At 41.1% G+C, this 15998-nt stretch carries 23 protein-coding genes; 1 reads left to right on the top strand and 22 read right to left on the bottom strand.

The window, feature by feature from the left end; translation table 11 throughout:
* Nucleotides 1-13 precede the first annotated feature (13 nt).
* The 22 genes from ACWPWK_RS17710 to ACWPWK_RS17605 all read right to left on the bottom strand — a co-directional run bounded on the left by ACWPWK_RS17710 (nt 14) and on the right by ACWPWK_RS17605 (nt 15433).
* Complete coding sequence (locus ACWPWK_RS17710; RefSeq protein ID WP_023582499.1) at nt 14-607, bottom strand: tail assembly protein; 594 nt, start codon at nt 605-607, stop codon at nt 14-16.
* A 64-nt stretch (nt 608-671) separates the two neighbouring features.
* Nucleotides 672-1148 (bottom strand): hypothetical protein, encoded by a 477-nt coding sequence (locus tag ACWPWK_RS17705; protein ID WP_069366997.1) that lies wholly within the window; start codon nt 1146-1148, stop codon nt 672-674.
* On the bottom strand, nt 1145-1867 hold the full coding sequence (locus ACWPWK_RS17700) for a C40 family peptidase (RefSeq protein WP_069367030.1): 723 nt from the start codon (nt 1865-1867) through the stop codon (nt 1145-1147). The genes ACWPWK_RS17705 and ACWPWK_RS17700 overlap by 4 nt, the downstream gene beginning before the upstream one ends.
* 5 nt (nt 1868-1872) lie before the next feature.
* The gene (locus tag ACWPWK_RS17695; RefSeq protein WP_454209226.1) at nt 1873-2622 is read right to left on the bottom strand and encodes a phage minor tail protein L; all 750 of its coding nucleotides are present in this window, start codon (nt 2620-2622) and stop codon (nt 1873-1875) included.
* The gene (locus tag ACWPWK_RS17690) at nt 2619-2951 is read right to left on the bottom strand and encodes a phage tail protein (protein WP_069366999.1); all 333 of its coding nucleotides are present in this window, start codon (nt 2949-2951) and stop codon (nt 2619-2621) included. Before ACWPWK_RS17690 ends, ACWPWK_RS17695 begins: the two co-directional genes overlap by 4 nt.
* Before the next feature lie 2 nt (nt 2952-2953).
* A complete protein-coding gene (locus tag ACWPWK_RS17685; RefSeq protein WP_109372941.1) occupies nt 2954-6193 on the bottom strand; it encodes a phage tail tape measure protein in 3240 nt (1079 codons plus the stop codon).
* A gap of 19 nt (nt 6194-6212) precedes the next feature.
* Nucleotides 6213-6476: a phage tail assembly protein T gene (locus ACWPWK_RS17680; protein WP_227335946.1), complete on the bottom strand. Its 264-nt coding sequence runs from the start codon at nt 6474-6476 to the stop codon at nt 6213-6215.
* Between the two features lie 41 nt (nt 6477-6517).
* Nucleotides 6518-6898 carry a phage tail assembly chaperone gene (locus ACWPWK_RS17675; RefSeq protein ID WP_109372940.1) on the bottom strand — a complete coding sequence of 127 codons (381 nt, stop codon included), beginning with the start codon at nt 6896-6898 and terminating at the stop codon, nt 6518-6520.
* Nucleotides 6899-6900: 2 nt separating this feature from the next.
* The gene (locus ACWPWK_RS17670) at nt 6901-7368 is read right to left on the bottom strand and encodes a phage tail tube protein (protein WP_109372939.1); all 468 of its coding nucleotides are present in this window, start codon (nt 7366-7368) and stop codon (nt 6901-6903) included.
* A gap of 65 nt (nt 7369-7433) precedes the next feature.
* Nucleotides 7434-7769: a hypothetical protein gene (locus ACWPWK_RS17665; protein WP_109372938.1), complete on the bottom strand. Its 336-nt coding sequence runs from the start codon at nt 7767-7769 to the stop codon at nt 7434-7436.
* The gene (locus ACWPWK_RS17660) at nt 7766-8206 is read right to left on the bottom strand and encodes an HK97-gp10 family putative phage morphogenesis protein (protein WP_023582509.1); all 441 of its coding nucleotides are present in this window, start codon (nt 8204-8206) and stop codon (nt 7766-7768) included. The genes ACWPWK_RS17665 and ACWPWK_RS17660 overlap by 4 nt, the downstream gene beginning before the upstream one ends.
* Nucleotides 8203-8526 (bottom strand): phage head closure protein, encoded by a 324-nt coding sequence (locus ACWPWK_RS17655; protein ID WP_109372937.1) that lies wholly within the window; start codon nt 8524-8526, stop codon nt 8203-8205. Before ACWPWK_RS17655 ends, ACWPWK_RS17660 begins: the two co-directional genes overlap by 4 nt.
* Nucleotides 8523-8831, bottom strand: coding sequence for a head-tail connector protein (locus ACWPWK_RS17650; RefSeq protein ID WP_109372936.1), 309 nt, complete (start codon nt 8829-8831; stop codon nt 8523-8525). The genes ACWPWK_RS17655 and ACWPWK_RS17650 overlap by 4 nt, the downstream gene beginning before the upstream one ends.
* Before the next feature lie 95 nt (nt 8832-8926).
* Complete coding sequence (locus tag ACWPWK_RS17645) at nt 8927-10135, bottom strand: phage major capsid protein (RefSeq protein WP_454209225.1); 1209 nt, start codon at nt 10133-10135, stop codon at nt 8927-8929.
* A gap of 13 nt (nt 10136-10148) precedes the next feature.
* On the bottom strand, nt 10149-10793 hold the full coding sequence (locus ACWPWK_RS17640) for an HK97 family phage prohead protease (RefSeq protein WP_208623307.1): 645 nt from the start codon (nt 10791-10793) through the stop codon (nt 10149-10151).
* The gene (locus ACWPWK_RS17635) at nt 10771-12000 is read right to left on the bottom strand and encodes a phage portal protein (RefSeq protein WP_023582514.1); all 1230 of its coding nucleotides are present in this window, start codon (nt 11998-12000) and stop codon (nt 10771-10773) included. The genes ACWPWK_RS17640 and ACWPWK_RS17635 overlap by 23 nt, the downstream gene beginning before the upstream one ends.
* Nucleotides 12000-12179, bottom strand: a complete 180-nt coding sequence (locus ACWPWK_RS17630) for a hypothetical protein (protein ID WP_109372933.1) — start codon at nt 12177-12179, stop codon at nt 12000-12002. The genes ACWPWK_RS17635 and ACWPWK_RS17630 overlap by 1 nt, the downstream gene beginning before the upstream one ends.
* A 9-nt stretch (nt 12180-12188) precedes the next feature.
* Nucleotides 12189-13922 (bottom strand): terminase large subunit, encoded by a 1734-nt coding sequence (locus ACWPWK_RS17625; RefSeq protein WP_109372932.1) that lies wholly within the window; start codon nt 13920-13922, stop codon nt 12189-12191.
* 3 nt (nt 13923-13925) lie between these two features.
* Nucleotides 13926-14396: a phage terminase small subunit P27 family gene (locus ACWPWK_RS17620; protein WP_099660116.1), complete on the bottom strand. Its 471-nt coding sequence runs from the start codon at nt 14394-14396 to the stop codon at nt 13926-13928.
* 213 nt (nt 14397-14609) lie between these two features.
* Complete coding sequence (locus tag ACWPWK_RS17615) at nt 14610-14957, bottom strand: HNH endonuclease (RefSeq protein ID WP_109372931.1); 348 nt, start codon at nt 14955-14957, stop codon at nt 14610-14612.
* Between the two features lie 65 nt (nt 14958-15022).
* The gene (locus ACWPWK_RS17610) at nt 15023-15160 is read right to left on the bottom strand and encodes a hypothetical protein (RefSeq protein WP_181879803.1); all 138 of its coding nucleotides are present in this window, start codon (nt 15158-15160) and stop codon (nt 15023-15025) included.
* Complete coding sequence (locus ACWPWK_RS17605; RefSeq protein ID WP_109372930.1) at nt 15161-15433, bottom strand: hypothetical protein; 273 nt, start codon at nt 15431-15433, stop codon at nt 15161-15163.
* A gap of 142 nt (nt 15434-15575) precedes the next feature.
* Here ACWPWK_RS17605 and ACWPWK_RS17600 point away from each other — a divergent pair, with 142 nt between their 5' ends.
* Nucleotides 15576-15797, top strand: coding sequence for a hypothetical protein (locus ACWPWK_RS17600; RefSeq protein WP_088495906.1), 222 nt, complete (start codon nt 15576-15578; stop codon nt 15795-15797).
* Nucleotides 15798-15998: the final 201 nt, after the last annotated feature.

Here is a 15998-nt window from a genome sequence, read left to right as displayed (position 1 = left end):
ATTCCAAATAGATTTATTGCTGATCTTCTACATAAATACCTGCAGAAATGATGGCACCACCAATAGTTCGTTCGCCATAAAGCACTGGCACAGGGTAACCTTGAGAAACGGTATTAGTAGGAGAGCCAAACGCATACGAAGGTTTGTTTTCACCCTGATCTTGCATTGCAAGACCTTTCGGTTGAGGTGAAAGCATTTGGATAACACCGCCGATAGCTACTGATGCGCCAACAGCAAATAAAAGGTTACTGGCCCATAATGCGGAACCCCAAGGTAGCCATATAGCGGCAGCAACAAGGACGGCACCAAAAATAGTCTGAAAAACACCACCTCTTTTGCTCCCCATCACAATGGGAACGATACGAATAATTTCTTCTGATATTGGAAAATTAAGATCATCAACACCAATATTCTTTTTCCCTTTAAATACGGCGTATGTTAATCCTCGTGATTTACTGGTATTTAAATACTGTTCAAATCCATTTAAGGTACAACAAAGTGCTCTGATTGCTTCTGATGTTGTCGTAATTATGCGCTGATGAGTTTTACCAAATGTTTTTCCTAATATTCCGCTTAACTCTATTGTTACCATCTTTTCTTCTTGCATAAAAACTCCATAAAAAAACCCGCACTTGGCGGGTAGGCATAAGAAATATAAGGTTATATCTTCCTTACTTTCTTCCTATTAAATCTTCGTTTAAATAGTTTCCTTTGAAATATCCTTTAGATGTACAGGTGTCAAATAATACCTGTTCATAAAATTTACCATCACCTATTTGCATAGCTGGATCTACGCCCATTTTTTGCCCTACGTCCGTAAGTGCAATTAATTTATTGTAAGCATTTTTAGTTACAAAACTTTTAAAAACAACCCAACCAGAATATGCTCCATAAGAATTTTTTGCGTTAACTAACCCGCAATATATATATTCAGGCTCATTATTAATAGAGATGACTCTTTCGCTTAATTTGAATTTTGCGCTTTCCCCATCTTTTAACCCATTGGATACCCATGCTTTGATTGTTATTTCTTCTTCTTGAGTTAATGGACGATAGTCAATTTTTTTATCATCAGATTGTTTTTGTGCATACACAAAACTAGGTAGTGCCAATAATGTCATAATTAAAAATGATAATAGATTTTTCACGATAAACCCTCTTCATGTAGACTTTTATTAATTCTTAAAATAATAACCGTTCTATCTCGCCAATAACCACCATAAGGAACTCGTTGGCTTAATCTCCCATAAAGGTGATGCAACAACATACCATCATCCAGAATAATACCGGCATGATTTGCAACATTAGATTGAACCTGCATAACAACCATATCGCCTGCTTGTGGTTCACCTTCTACTTTCACAAATCCCGCTTCTTGCCAATTATCCATATAGCGATCTTCACCTCGCTCCCACCATGGATAATCAACACGATAATCAGGTAATACAATATTATGTGTTTGCTTAAAATAACTCATTATTAGCCCCCAACAATCCGTAAAACCAAGCACAAATGGACGGCCAATAAGAGGAAGTTCGCCTCGAGGAAGAATTTCACGAAAATCCCCTTCGGGGTAACTGACAATATACCAAGGGATACCCAGTGCATCACATTGAGCCTGATCTAACTCAGAAGGCTGAGTCGTAGCATCTGGATGACTATGAACAATACCAATAACGACGCCTTGGTCTTCACATAATGCATATTCTTGGGGAGAAATAACGAAGTGCTCTTGAGGTGTTGTAGCTACATTTACACAAGGTAAATACGTCTTTACTCTGTATTTTTGTACGATAACGCCACATGCTTCTTTGGGATATTCCTTTTTTGCATGAGAAAATATCGCCTCTCGTATTTTCTTTTGCATCATTATTATTTCCGTAACAATGAGGTTCCGACAAAACCACCAAAAGGAAGAGGATTATTCTTACCGAATCGAGGCACACACCCCGTTTTCAATAAACCACTGCACTTATCTAGTGATGGATCGTCAACAGGATTACCCTGTTTATCAAAATAACCATTTTGCCCTGCATAATCACACCCATCTCCCGATTTATATTGCCCTCGTAAACACCATGTACACATTAAATGTAGTTGCCGAGTGGGTATCATCACACCTTGTAAATCCATTGGACTCGCCAGTGTAAATTCAACAAATTCATTTGTTTCTGCACTTTTACTATCAATATAAAAGACAGATACTCGCTCTTGGGTAGGATCTGCAGAAGCATTCCCATCACTAAAATTTTCTGCATCGAGATAATGAGAAAGTGTATCGTGAATAATCACTTTTGCTTTCAACATATCATCATAATGCAGACATAATGCGGTTATTGAGCTATCTAAATTAGCCACTGATAGTTTAGGATTAGCGCTAGATCCCGTTGTAGAGGACTCTAACCCTTCTATTTGAACTGGCCATGCCCCATATTCATTCCCTTGCCACCAAATGGACTTAGCCTCTATTTCTCCTTTAGCCTTTTGCATTTCCTCTTCCGTGATAGGAATATTGTATGCATGGAATCTCAGAATATTAGGAACACCAAATTCTGTACCATCAACTTCAAAAAGCCGGACAGTATTGCCCGGCTCTAATTTTTGATAATCGGCTGTGATCATGATTTAAATGCCTGAATAAAAACCAAAGAAAGGGTGTAATTTCCTGCACCGTTCGGAATGAGTTTGTGTTCATCACAACGATACAATCCAAGTGGCTCAAGAGGCGGTTTCCAGAAAAATGACTTTATTCCTGCGTGTTTATCAATAAAGTGACGGATAGCTGAAATGTAATTATCATCACCCACAAACTCCATTGCCCATTTCTGACTACGTGAATTTAAACCATTGCCAGAAACTTGTTCATAACCATCCCCAAACTTGACTTTCCTTGTGTTGTAAGAGACATCTTCAGTCGGGTTTATACGTGGACACCAAGTGAATGTTTCCATTTTTAACGGCCTCCTCGAGTTGCATTCCAAATTAAACCACCCGGCCTAATATCTTTAGACATTAACTCTCGGTAACGACTATCAACAAATCGGCCAATCTCCGCACCAAACTGCTCGAATCCATTCGTTGATTGAGTTTCTGAATTACCGTTACCATCAATGGTAATGTAAACCTGAGGTGCTGAAGGAGCGCCCTGATTATTACCACCAACAACTCTAACCCCTAAGTTGCCATCTGCAGTTCGAGTTAATGGCATTATAGCCTCACTCCCTGCCTCACCCATGAGTCCGAGATTAGGCGCGCCCCCCTTAGCAAAGGCAAAATAAGTGGGTGAGCTAACGATCTGATTACTATAAGAACCTAGACTTTCTGAACTATGTACCCCACCTTTAGCATGAGCAACACCACCTAAAAATCCACCAACAGCGCCCATCCAACCACCAGCACCGGCCATTGTATTCAGGCTATTCACTATTGCCGCATTAATGAGTACATTCTGAATAGATTTCAACACGCTAACAGACCAATCTTTCCAACTGGCTTTATTGCCATTTAATTTATCGCTGATTGTGTCAACCATTCCTCCCATCGCATTTTGCACGACAGAGGCTGTTTGAGCAGCGTAGTTACCGCTTTCTTGAACCCAATCTTTCATTCCTCGCGTTATACCTGCGGTCCAGTCAGATTCAGCGAGCGCTATATTTCGATACTTAAGATCTAATGCATCTAATGCTTTAGATCTGGCTTCAATATCTTCTGTTTTCTTCGCAGATTCATTGTAGATACGGTCTATTTGCTGGCTTTCTTCAAAGTAGCTTTTTTCTCTTGAACTCATGCTATTGGTTTGAGTCGCTAACGTAGCTTCATCGTTAAATTTGACTGTGGCTTCTTGCAGTTTTTTACGAGCCTCTTCCATATCACGATGCTTTTTCACGGCATCATCAGCTTTTTGCGTCCATTCTGCGAGAGCGACAGATGAACGTTCAATCGCTTCTCTTTGCTTATCAGTCCATTTAGCCCCATTTTCATGTGATGCTGCATAAAGAGAAGCAGCTTTTTCGCCTTGTGAAGCTCTAACCTTCTGAACCTCTGTTGCCACACTTAAATCTGCTATCTTCCGCTCATATTGCTCTGCGGTTCTTTCAGCTTCTTTTTGCGCCTTTTCATAGGCGCTTTGTGTTGCCTTTCCTGTTTGAAGAGATTCATTTAGCTTTTGCTGACTCCTGTATGCTTCGACCTGATTTTCAATATATTCTCTTCTAGCATCAGCAAATTCTGGTGTATTTAATAACCCGGCATCATCAGCAGAAAACTCTGCTTGTTTGACTATTTTGTCCTCACCTGACAATGAAGATAGAGTCTTATTTCTTTCTGAATTATCTATTAACGCTTGCTGTTTATCAGTTAATGTTGCATTGGGAATGCGCATTGGAATATTAACTAATGCCTGTCGAGTTGCTAAGACACTATTACCAATGTTCATGATTTGATTGAATTTAGTTTGCTCGGCATTCATTAATAGTAGTGATTGATGGGTTTTATTTTGTTCTAAGTCCTGCTGACGTATAAGAAAATTCCGTTGACTGTCTACCGCATTTAATGCGCTTGTTGTTCTTTCTTTCTCTTGTTCCATTTGAGACAACCGTTGAGTTTCAACGGCTAATGCAGATACGGTTTCTTTTATACGCCATTGCAATCTTTCTCTTGCTACACCTTCCGGCAAGTTATCCGCTTCACGTTGAGCACTTACTATGCCACGCTCCATGTTTTTGATTTTAGCAATTTGCTTTTCGTATTCTTCAATTTGAACTTCAAGCGTTTTCTTTATATTTTTTGACTCATCATGCGACTGCGATAAAGTCATGTTAGGCATGCGTTCTTTGAGAGTATCTAGCGTATTGGCATACTCAAGGGCAGATCTTCTCGCCTCTTGCTGGCGCTGATGCATAATATACCAAGCAGTCGCTCCCGCCATCACGAGACCAGGAACTCCACCAATTAACCCCATTGCACCACCAAGAAGACGTGTTCCAACTGAAGTTACTCTATTGAGGTTTTCTTGTACCGTGCGTCTAGCAGAAATATTCCGGTTTAATGTTCCTTGTGCGGAAGCTAAGCGACGTTCAGCCAATGCTTGTTGTTCAACACTTTGTGCTGCTAACCTTGCCTGTTGAGCACGATAGACTGCCGCCCTTGCTCTAGCCGTTGATATTTTGATACCTTGCAATTGAGCTTGAGCATGTGCTATTTCACTTTTTGTTGCACGCGCAACCCCAATGGTTGCATTTGCCACACTTGTTGTTAACCCACCAAAATAACGCGCCAACCCCAAACCAATTAACACGCCAGAAACAGAGGCTATACCATCAATATTGTTAGCGATCCCTTCCATTGCGGTTGATAGTGTGCGAGTAGCACCCGATGTTTCATTAACATTGCCGATCCATGCCATGAACGCATTTTCAATCTTCTGAGCCGAACCACTAACCGTTGTAGGCAACTGCGCAAATTCAGCACGTAACTGTTGCGTATTCGTCAGGATAGGAACAATTTTATCCATCGTGAGCAGCCCATTTTGCGACATTTCACGCAGACCACCAATCGTCGTTCCAAGCCCATCGGCGAGCATTTTTGCTAATCGACCACCATTTTCCATCACAGCATTAAATTCTTCACCACGAAGCAAGCCTGATGCCAAAGCTTGGCTCAACTGTGTAATAACAGAACTCGCTTCTTGAGTGCTGGCACCAGAGAGCTTTAATGAAGTTGCAATGGTTTCGGTGACTTTAGCAACATCACTTGAAGCATAACCCGCATCACGCATGGATTGTGCAACACGGCTGTATAGATTCGTATTCGCTGCAATGGATGTACCTGTTCTTTGGCTCAGCGTCATTAACTCTTGCTGTACTTGTTTAAAATCCTCCATCGAGGTAGACGCTAATTTCAATCGACCGCTGAGTTGACTCCATGTGTCTGCATAATTGATAAGTTGTTGCGTTGCAAAAGCCCCTGCAAATGCACCCGCAACGCCTGATACAGTATTTTTAATGGAGGATAACTCACCATTTAGATCATGGATGGCGCGTTGCATTTCACGAGATGCGCCACTGGCTCGTCGTCCTCCTTGCTCGATGATCCGATAATAGTTTTCTCCCATACGCGAAGCACGCGCTATTTCAGATTGAAACGAGGAAGAATTAGCAGAAATTTTAATAATCAGTTCACGCAGTTTTGCCATTTTATCCTCGCAAAAATAATTAATTTTCTGAAATAGACTGAAAGAAATTCTCTAACCCATTAGAACTATCATCACTTTCTTGGGTTGCTTTGGGATCCCAGCGTAAAAGCACATCAGAAAGCGTGCATTTACCGCCTTGAGAGTGATAAATAGAAGAAACGATATGTGCTGTTTGAATATCACTGCGAATATCACCGATGGGATTAATGCGATCAAAAGCCATCCACATCCGAAGTTCACTCAAGCTCATTTGGCGAGTGAGTTCATCAAGAGTGCGCCCCATGCGGAGCGCCAATGTCATTAAAAAGAAAGTATCAGGCTGGGCTACTTTTTTTCTGCATCATCAACCGAAATAGTTAAATCGAGCGCTTGTTTTAATAAACGAGAATGCACAGGGCCATAAATAGCCATCACATCGTTGATGTCTGATTCATCAAAAACGACATCCCCGTTTTCATCACGCAACACATCAATAAACATCACAACATCGGCACGTAAATTACGTTGTGCAATTTCAATGTCAGATAACGAATGTTCATCCTCTGCATTATCATGATGAATAATTTCACGCCATTTCATCCACGCAGGTGATGACGGCTCACGAAGCATAACAACCGCATTTCCCCATTCAGCAACATTCACTTTCTTTGTGCGAAAGGCATTCTTTTCACTTAAAGCCAGTGATTTTAATGACGGTTTTTTCATGGTTATTCGCTACCTTTATTTAAATTAACAGTCCCGTTTTTAATCGGCTTAGATTTACCTTTTAAACGTAGGGTAAATGAAGCAGAAACCACACCCGAAGTAGAAACACTCCAACTGTTTTGACGTACTTCGGCTAAAAATGTATAGCCAATACCCGAAGGGAACTCCACTTTAAATGCATGAACTTCATCATTTTCATACGCGGTACGTAATGTTTCTTGCCCTTCATCATCGGTGAAATTACCATTAATGGTGAGCTCTGCAGGTGCGGATAATCCATTGGTAACTTCTTGCTCCTCAGAGCAGAGCGTGGTGACATCAATATCTGATTTCTGCCCACCGGTATAACTGATCTCTTTTGTTGAGCAAGAAATCCCTAAAAATACCGCATCAGCTGGGTTAACTTCTGTTGCGGGTAATTTCGAGACACTGATTTTAGTGCCTTGTGTTTTTTCATATTTACTAGACATGATCATTTCCTATTGGCATAAAAAAACCACCCGAAGGTGGCTTTAGTGTGAATAATAAGGCGATGCTATTGCCAAACTTGGCACTCAAATGTTGCTCTAAACAATCCTGTATCTGGCTCGTAGTCTTGTTTCTCTGAAATTTCAACAGGGCTTAATTTTGTTAAGGCATTAGCAAATAACAAGCGAAGCGTTCTCGCCTCATCAATCGTATCGGCATAAACATCAACCTGAATATTTGTCATCGTTTCGGCTTGCCCCTTCAGTACATCGCCTTTGACATCGTACAAAGAGAAGGCACACCAAGGCGCTGTTATTGCAGGGCTTGATTGTGGAGCGACATACGGAAAAACTTTATCAGGTAATACAGGAGATAAAATTGCGTAGATATCCGCCTCTGTCATTTTCCTAGCGCCTCATCAATCGCTCTATTTAATTCGCTAATGGCTAAATTGGCTGCCTTATCCGATTCACGATCAAAAGTAGGACGTATAAAAGGCCTTGGCGCCATTTTAGAAGTACCCTCTTCAAGAAAGCGCCAATAAAAGGCATTGTTAGGATGATCACTTTTCATGGATGTATCACTGTTTGTGCCTGATGCGTTACTCCCTCGAACATAAACGCCCGAAGAAACCTCGCCTTTATTGCGCATTCTGTGATTACGGGTCACTATATTTCGTGCTAATTTTCCCGTCTTTCGTGGTGCGGACGTTCTAATTTCATCACGTAATAACGTCGCGGCCGCATTGGTTGCTTTTCGCATCGCTTGATGACTTTCAGCTCGACTTAAAACATCTAACTCTCTTGATAAGTCGAGTAGATCGGAGAAATCCAAATTCATGATTGTTTAACTCCTTGTTTGCATAGCAATTCTAATCGAGTCAATTTCCCATCAGGGATGACTGACTGAATGTCATAAATTTGCTCACGCCAAACCATTCTGCAGGTACTGTTAATATCGGATCGATAACGCATCCACACTCTAACAGTAACCTCTGACATTTCAGCATTAGCGGATATCAGTTCACGACCAGAAAGATGTTTTACTTCGCACCGCACTGAAGCGATATCAACCCACTCTTTTTTAAGTTGCCCTGAAGGTAATTTAATGGGTACGTTCTGTTGAAATATGACAGTTTGGCGCAATCTTCCTGCTTTCATGATTGCCCTCGCATAGGTCTGATACGATATTCACGCAATGCATTACATAGCGACTCGGGGAGTGATTGACCTTCACGATTCTCATACCAAAAACCGACCATTTGCATGAGCCTCATTTTTATATCTTCGGAAAGAAGTAAGCCATAATGATCATTTTCAGGTATTTCATCATCATACAATTTTCGGTTTGTTAATCTTTCCACTTCGGCTATCGCTGACAATAGATTTTGTTGAAGCAAATCATCATCCTGATCACCATCGATATAACATTGGCGTTTCAATTCATCGATAGTTGGAAATGCCATGAGACCTCCAATAAATCCTGCGACCTATCTCGATCGCAGGCATAAAAAAACCGCAATTAAGCGGTATATATGAAGCTGAGATACATAAACTCAGATTATTTAGTGGCTCCCGCTTTCAGCAACTTCACCGCATTACTGTCAACCAACATAGAGCCAACACGTTTCGTCGTATAGAAATGTACAAACGGTTTGTTGGTGTATGGGTCACGTAACATACGAACACCAATACGATCAAGAATAGTGTAACAGCGGTTGAAGTTACCAAAAGCAATCGGCACAGCGTCAGCAGAGACATCAGCAAATTGCTCATTTTCTGCAATGCCATACCCTAATAATGCAGAAGGTTGCCCTAATTGCAGACCGGGTTGCCACAAATAATTACCTTGAGCATCTTTCAGTGTGCGAACTTGGAATAATGTATTGTTATTCATCATAAATTTAGCACCTGCACGATAAACCTTTCGCATGGTGTAAATCAATTTCATGACTTCATCGGCGGTGATTTCTGTCGGTTTTTTCAATAACAAATGCTGTAGCTTACCCCACTCACGCTCTTTATCGCCTTTATCGTCACTGCCGTATGCCAACAGGCCTTTAGGCTTTTTAATACCGTCACCGTGGGTAAATACCGCTTCTTCTTGTTCTGCAAATTCTGTGGCTAACTCACTGGTGATGAATTGCTCAACATTAAAAAAGGCATCATCAAGCATAGTTTGAGTAGCAGCAGGATTACCATAAATTTCACCCCAGAACGGTTCAATAGAAGCGAGTTTTGATGTGTTGGTTTCAGGGCGTTTGTCCACTTCACCTACCCAACCACTACTTGTGCCACCTTGATTAATCAGGCGTTTAAACTTCTCTGTGCCAACCGTAATCACATTACACTCTTGGCGCATAACCACTTCATCTCGCAATGCCGTAATGATATTACGATCCAGTTCTTCAGGTACCGCATAACCTCCGTCAGGATCTGAACCGACCTGCATTGCTTTACGCTCTAATTCCGCAAGGCCATCATCTGTACCTTTACGCACAAATAATTCAAACGCGGTTTTATGCTCAGAGACATCTTTATTCGCCACGTTACCATCTGGACGTTTAACTGAAGCTAGTTCCGCTTCTAAATTGCTTTTTAATTCATCCAGCTCTGATAATTTGCCATTTAAGGTATCAACCGTTTCTGATAACTTGCTTTTTTCAGCTTCAATCGCATTGATACGTTTATCATTCGACTTTTTAAATTCGTCAAACTGACCTTTTAATTCCTGAGCAACTTCACTGACATCTTTATGATCAATAGGCATAATTTTTCCTTTATTATTTAAAAATAGATTTCAATGTTTCTAATGCTTCTTGCTCAACATCACGCAGAGAAAGTGCATCGTAGCCTTTGGCCATAAAAGCCTTAGCTTGTGTTCGCGAAAGCCCAACATCGCGCAGGACTCGCTCAATACTTTTTTGTGTGGGTAATTCACCACGAGCAAATGCCGACTTCACATCACTGACTCGCGCTTCATCATTGGAAGGAAATGTCACTAAGCTGACTTCCCATAGGTCGATTTCTTTCAGTAGAAAGGCATCTTTACTGCGGTCATATTCATAATCTTTAAGAATGTAACCAATAGAAAGGCCGGAGAGTGATCCGGCCTTCATATGAGCATGTGCACGTTTAGATAAAGGATCGTCATCAATTAACAGACGACCTTTTACATAGAGTCCGGTGCTGTCTTCTCTCATCTCGGTATAAATACCAATAGGCTCAGCCATTTGGTGTTGCCAAAGTAAGGCAGGTAACGCACCTTTTTCTTTCCACTGAATCAGGGAATTAAGAAAAGCCCCCGGCATCACAATATCGGCATAACTGTCTTTCACCCCGAAAACGGAGCCGTAGCCTTCAAACTCGCCAGAGTCACTAACAGACTTAATTTTCAATGGCACATCAAGCCGTTGTTTGGTCATCATCGGCATGCGCTTTCTCCTCTTGTTTTTGGGTTTCTGGCTTAGTGGTCATGTTCATCGGTGTGAGATAAATATCACCACCCTCACGAGGATTTAATTCTTCGAGTTCACGACATTCATTAGGCGAATAAATCCCCCAGTTAATGCCTGTTGAGTAGGCTTCAAATCGCGATTTCATGTCACCGCGTAATAAAGCACCAGTATTAAATTTGGCATAAAAAGTGCCTTGTTTACTGGCTTTTACTAGTCCTGCATTAATGCGTTGCTCTATACGAATAAGGTAGGGAACAAGTGAGTAATTAATAAAACCAATACCCAAGTTTTCAATGTTATTGAATGTGGCACGATCGGTGTTTTGCACCATATGAAGAGGAACGCGAAAAATACGGCAAATTTCCTCTAACTGAAACTTGCGTGTTTCAAGAAATTGCGCATCTTCAGCCGATAAACTAATTTGTTGCCACTTCAACCCCATTTCTAAAATCATCGGTTTGTGTGCATTGGCTAACCCTTGGTGCCGTTCACCGAAGTCAGATTTCAGTCTTTCGTAAGCATCATCTTTTAGATATTGATCAGTTTGTAATACACCACTTGTCACCGCACCGTTTCCAAATAAACGCGAACCATGCTCTTCGGTGGCTAATCCTAAACCAATGGCTTGACGTGCATAGGCGATCGGACTTAATCCCACTAGACCATCAAGAGTAAAAATCCGCACATGCCAGATTTCTTGCTGTGTCAGTGTTTCACTTTTACCATTTGGAAATGTCACCTGATACTCTGGCTCCCATTGGCTATTTAATTTTGGCGTGACACAACTAGGATCGAGAGGTAGTAATTCAACCACTTCGCCTAGGGCGTACACCTTATAAGCATAAAAATTTCCCCTTAAACACAAACAGGCAATTAATAGTTCCCAAAGCTCTTGAGGTGTCATGTAATTATTGGGCTTAACCGCCAGTAATTTGTGTAACCGTTCTTTGGTGGCGCGTTTATTTCCTCTTTCTAATTGTTCATATAAAGAGCATGGCAACATCCCTACCGATTCTGCAAGAACACGAATACAACTAAATACAGAAGTCAGTTGCATAGCGAGTTGTGTACTGACTCTTCGACCAGAATAAGTGTCATAAGACAATCCAATTAACTCACTCAGTTCTGATGAGGTCATCTCTTTCTGAGATTTCTGAAATAACCCAGGAAAAAACATTATTCCTCCTTGTTATTTCTAGGTTGTCCAAGCGCTCTTGAAACAAGGTATGACCATAAAAGGCACAGTAAACCCGCGCAAATATACCCTATCGGTGGGTAGATTAACCAAGCGCCCCATGACAACAAAAAAGCACCCGCAATCCCAACCAATAAGGCTGTTATTGTTAAAAATTTCATTAAATTTCCTTAGAGAGAGCGTAAGCCTCGAGAAGCGAGGACATCAGAGAGGTTTTGTTCCTGATCTCCACCATTCACCAATAATCGACTCATACCCGTAAATAGTGCAACAGGGCCGTCAATTTTTGCCTCGGGTGTGGATTTATTAGGGAAAATATTGTCATTTTTATCTGGTTTAACTGTGACGTTCGACATCATCCAGTTCATAACAGGGTGTTGACCATGATGAAACTTGCCCGCATAAACCAGAGCTTCAATCTCTTTCATGGACTCGGAAAAGTTACGTACCGTTTGAGCAACTTCAACAAGGGGTAGCCCTTCTTCAGCCAGTGATAAACTAAATTGTGTCGCACTCCATGGGTCAAAACCTAGTTCGTTTAAGTTCTCGCCCGTCACCCATTCGATGATTTCTTCTTTAATTTGAGCATGATCGACAACTTCACCATCAGTTAATTCGAGATACCCCATATCAGCCCATTTGCGGTAAAGCTCCGCCATTTGTTTAGAACAACGCTCAAGTCGGTCTTCGGGTAACCAAAACTTAAAATCAGCATGAACATGACCGTTATCGGGCTGTTTCCATACTTTAGCTGCCGCACAAATATCAATTTTATTAGCAAGGTCAACACCGACCCATAACGGATAAGTTTGTAATTCTTGTTGTGATGCGAGTTCAGGAGCACTATCCCACTTCATCATATCCATCCATGAAGATTCAGCCGTGACCCAAATATTCATGTGTTTGGTGAAGAAGTTAATCCGTGCAGAAACCTGCTCTTTGGCTTTCTTGGCTAAACGGCGTAAATCATCCCAGCGCTTACAAACACCGAGACCCGGATTCGCTTTTTGCCACACAGTTTCATCAAAGGGATCATCGTCTTTATCTAAGGTGTAAATAATCGCGAAAAACGAGTCATCATCCACTTGGCCACGAAGCACTTTAATACCGTAATCTCGTAGTTCGTAACAAATCCCCTCCTTATTAAAACCCGCAGTGGTGATCCCAAAAAGAAGAGACTGCAGACGCGCACCGGTGGCGGTTTCTAATACATCCCACACATCACGAGTTTTGTGTGCATGCAATTCATCAACAATGCCACAATGAATATTTAAACCATCAAGGTTATTGGCATCACTGGAAAGAGGTTCAAACTTAGAGGCGGTTCTTTCTTGATAGATAGCGAGTTTATTAAATTCAAATAAACGACCTAGTGTCGCTTTGGACTTCTTCAGCATATTCTTCGCATCTTCAAACACAATACGCGCCTGATCACGCGTCGTAGCTGCTGAATAAACTTCGGCACCGCCCTCACCATCAGCACCGGTCATATACAGCCCAATACCTGATGACAATGTGGATTTTGCATTTTTACGTGCAACCTCGTTATAAGCTGTGCGAAAACGACGAACAAAGACAACATCACCGTCTTCATCCACAACTTCTTTGCCTGTTTGTTCATCAATTAACGGAATAACAAAACCAAAAATATTAATTAAGATAAAAACATGCCAAGGCATTAAATCAATGGGCTTACCGGCTAATGCCCCTTTGACATGAGGAATAAAATTGTAAAAATCGAGTATGTGCTGTGCGCGATCTTCAATGAAATAGATGCCACGCTCAGGTCCATGCTCTAAATCATTCAAAAACCGTTGGCACGCTAAACGTACCAGTTCGCACGCAACAATTTCTCCAGCAACCACCTGTTCGGCGTACTGAATTCCATCTGCTACGATTGCCATTCATCATTTGCGCTTTTTCAAAAATGCCTCAAAAGGATCTTCTTCGGCAGGAGTGTTCATAGTGACTTTTGCTCGAGAAGCGGGAGTCATACCAAATTCACTTAACATGGCACGAATACGTTTCCATGCATCGGCCTTCATTGCAGCGGATGGATGCGCCTTTATCATCAATCCACTTTCTGTATTGTTTTTGTAGGTATAGCCTTCTTCATCGAGAACATCACAATGATGTCGATATTCAGTGTAAGCTTCGACGAGTAACTCCAATGCCTTAGCATCCATCTGACTCATGACACCCATTGCATCAAGTTCTTCAGCAATACGCTTAAACCAATACTTACCTTGCTTAGTGAAATGCTTCGGAGTTGGGGGTACCCCTTTTGGCGGTTTTGGCTCTTTTTTATTAATCGGTCGTTTTGATGGGTTCCCCCTCACCAATTGCAGATGTGACGGGGTTTTAGGCGGTCCAGCCATAATAGAAATCTCCTATCAATAATTGCTTGGGGTTCCCCAAAAAAAGTTTTCTAACCTGCGGTGATGTGAAAAGAGGTAAGGGGGCGGTCCTATAAGGCGAGAGTGGTAGAGATTTGACCCTCCCCTCCTACCGGTGTTTTATAATTTCATTTTGAAATTAAATATTTTTATAACTTTATATATTCGTTATATATCAGTATGTTATATTTAATACTAAATTCTTTCTTTTGCTGTCTTAGTTCTATGACATGGAATACATAACGACTGAAGGTTTTCTTCCGCATCGGTACCCCCATGTGCTTTAGCAATGATGTGGTCAACTGTTTTCGCTTCGGTGGCTCGTCCTGACCTTAAGCATTCTTGACACAGATACTTATCACGTTTGAGTATGCGTGCTCGTAACTTATCCCATTGGGTACCATAACCACGTTGATGACGAGACTTACCACGCTGGTGGGTTTCCCATCCTAAGTTCTGATGATCTTCACAGTAACCGTTACGTTCTGTTGTTGTCTTGGCGCATCCCTGTTTACGACACGCGCGAGGTATACGAGGTGGCATGTGATCTCCTATAACCTAAAGAGGAGAATAATCCTCATTGATTTTAAAGGTGGGATTTCTCACCTTTACTTCTGACTACACCACGTTCTGTTATTTAAATCACTTATGGCTTGCGAAAATGCTTGATGCCGAGTTTCTATTACTCTTTTTAACTCATTGATAGCAACATCTTGTCGATTAGCTTGCATGTGTAAATCTGCCATTTAAGCCTTGATGTCTGGTTCTAACTTACCGCCAGTAATTACACCGCTGAATACAGCCTCACTTGATGCACAGCACTTTAGCTTTCCCAAATCAATAACAGCATCTTTCATAAAATAATTACCTGAACCTGCAATAAAGAAATCATTGCTTTGCTCAGGCTTAACGCTGACCTTGATTCCTACATCTTGCATTAGTTGCTTAATGCGGATTAGTTGCTCTTCTAACTTATCTAGATTTGCTGTATCTACCGTTACTTTTAATTTATCTGACACAGTGCTCTCCAACAAAAAAAGCGGTACAATGCCCCCTGATCAAATATCAGGGTATAAATAAATATCCATTAGATTATTTGAAGTATTCAGTCCTGAGAAACTTACTAAAGAAATGGCTGATTTACTTCGGTATGAGGTTTGCATGAAACTAGAATTTAACAGTGTCAAAGTATTTTCTGAATTAATATCAGATCCCAATACATCTAATGTAAGGGTATCTCTCTACGGAATTAACAAGGATAATGGTGCAGAGGAGTTCACCATACATCTTTACGTTGATGACGTGAAAAATAAAACTATCAAAGAAATACATGAACAAGCTGAAGCTGAACTACTTGCAAGAATAGACTCATACGGAAAGTAACCGCTTTGGTTCTCCATTTGTTGCCTGTTGTTGGTTGATGATATTATCCATTGCTTGTGAAAGCGCTTTTTTAATAACGTTTGATTCACAGTTCGTTGATTCCATATCATCGAGCTGTTTTTGTAAGTCTGTAATTTATTGTCCTTGTCGTTCTACTTGTGCTTATAGTGCACGAATTTCTATTCTTTATTGAATATTCAC

The sequence above is a fragment of the Proteus sp. Marseille-Q3619 genome, assembly GCF_965283115.1.
The sequence above is the reverse complement of the archived record's forward strand: the minus strand, read 5'-3'. Positions and strand labels throughout refer to the sequence as shown.

What these genes read in the sequence shown, in the direction of transcription:
- ACWPWK_RS17655 (WP_109372937.1), bottom strand. Translation starts at nt 8,526, where the DNA reads ATGAAAGCAGGAAGATTGCGCCAAACTGTCATATTTCAACAGAACGTA.
- ACWPWK_RS17610 (WP_181879803.1), bottom strand. Translation starts at nt 15,160, where the DNA reads ATGGCAGATTTACACATGCAAGCTAATCGACAAGATGTTGCTATCAAT.
- ACWPWK_RS17665 (WP_109372938.1), bottom strand. Translation starts at nt 7,769, where the DNA reads ATGACAGAGGCGGATATCTACGCAATTTTATCTCCTGTATTACCTGAT.
- ACWPWK_RS17675 (WP_109372940.1), bottom strand. Translation starts at nt 6,898, where the DNA reads ATGAAAAAACCGTCATTAAAATCACTGGCTTTAAGTGAAAAGAATGCC.
- ACWPWK_RS17635 (WP_023582514.1), bottom strand. Translation starts at nt 12,000, where the DNA reads ATGTTTTTTCCTGGGTTATTTCAGAAATCTCAGAAAGAGATGACCTCA.
- ACWPWK_RS17660 (WP_023582509.1), bottom strand. Translation starts at nt 8,206, where the DNA reads ATGAATTTGGATTTCTCCGATCTACTCGACTTATCAAGAGAGTTAGAT.
- ACWPWK_RS17630 (WP_109372933.1), bottom strand. Translation starts at nt 12,179, where the DNA reads ATGAAATTTTTAACAATAACAGCCTTATTGGTTGGGATTGCGGGTGCT.
- ACWPWK_RS17700 (WP_069367030.1), bottom strand. Translation starts at nt 1,867, where the DNA reads ATGCAAAAGAAAATACGAGAGGCGATATTTTCTCATGCAAAAAAGGAA.
- ACWPWK_RS17640 (WP_208623307.1), bottom strand. Translation starts at nt 10,793, where the DNA reads ATGATGACCAAACAACGGCTTGATGTGCCATTGAAAATTAAGTCTGTT.
- ACWPWK_RS17690 (WP_069366999.1), bottom strand. Translation starts at nt 2,951, where the DNA reads ATGGAAACATTCACTTGGTGTCCACGTATAAACCCGACTGAAGATGTC.
- ACWPWK_RS17615 (WP_109372931.1), bottom strand. Translation starts at nt 14,957, where the DNA reads ATGCCACCTCGTATACCTCGCGCGTGTCGTAAACAGGGATGCGCCAAG.
- ACWPWK_RS17645 (WP_454209225.1), bottom strand. Translation starts at nt 10,135, where the DNA reads ATGCCTATTGATCATAAAGATGTCAGTGAAGTTGCTCAGGAATTAAAA.
- ACWPWK_RS17680 (WP_227335946.1), bottom strand. Translation starts at nt 6,476, where the DNA reads ATGGGGCGCACTCTTGATGAACTCACTCGCCAAATGAGCTTGAGTGAA.
- ACWPWK_RS17670 (WP_109372939.1), bottom strand. Translation starts at nt 7,368, where the DNA reads ATGTCTAGTAAATATGAAAAAACACAAGGCACTAAAATCAGTGTCTCG.
- ACWPWK_RS17650 (WP_109372936.1), bottom strand. Translation starts at nt 8,831, where the DNA reads ATGGCATTTCCAACTATCGATGAATTGAAACGCCAATGTTATATCGAT.
- ACWPWK_RS17600 (WP_088495906.1), top strand. Translation starts at nt 15,576, where the DNA reads ATGAAACTAGAATTTAACAGTGTCAAAGTATTTTCTGAATTAATATCA.
- ACWPWK_RS17695 (WP_454209226.1), bottom strand. Translation starts at nt 2,622, where the DNA reads ATGATCACAGCCGATTATCAAAAATTAGAGCCGGGCAATACTGTCCGG.
- ACWPWK_RS17625 (WP_109372932.1), bottom strand. Translation starts at nt 13,922, where the DNA reads ATGGCAATCGTAGCAGATGGAATTCAGTACGCCGAACAGGTGGTTGCT.
- ACWPWK_RS17620 (WP_099660116.1), bottom strand. Translation starts at nt 14,396, where the DNA reads ATGGCTGGACCGCCTAAAACCCCGTCACATCTGCAATTGGTGAGGGGG.
- ACWPWK_RS17710 (WP_023582499.1), bottom strand. Translation starts at nt 607, where the DNA reads ATGCAAGAAGAAAAGATGGTAACAATAGAGTTAAGCGGAATATTAGGA.
- ACWPWK_RS17685 (WP_109372941.1), bottom strand. Translation starts at nt 6,193, where the DNA reads ATGGCAAAACTGCGTGAACTGATTATTAAAATTTCTGCTAATTCTTCC.